Genomic DNA, 230 nt, shown 5'->3' with positions numbered 1-230 from the left:
CCCTCACGGTACTAGTTCACTATCGGTCAGTCAGTAGTATTTAGCCTTGGAGGATGGTCCCCCCATGTTCAGACAAAGTTTCTCGTGCTCCGTCCTACTCGATTTCATTGATAAGAGACTTTCGTGTACGGGGCTATCACCCACTATGGCCGCACTTTCCAGAGCGTTCCACTAATCTCAAACCAACTTAAGGGCTGGTCCCCGTTCGCTCGCCACTACTAAGGGAATCT

1 rRNA gene is annotated in these 230 nt (G+C 50.4%); it reads right to left on the bottom strand.

Annotated features, from left to right (window positions below):
- Window positions 1–230, bottom strand: a 23S ribosomal RNA gene (locus ACNQPL_RS26745); the annotation flags it as partial.

The organism is Pseudomonas sp. LFS044 (assembly GCF_047978245.1).
Classification (GTDB): domain Bacteria; phylum Pseudomonadota; class Gammaproteobacteria; order Pseudomonadales; family Pseudomonadaceae; genus Aquipseudomonas.
This window is presented reverse-complemented; position numbering and strand designations above follow the sequence as displayed.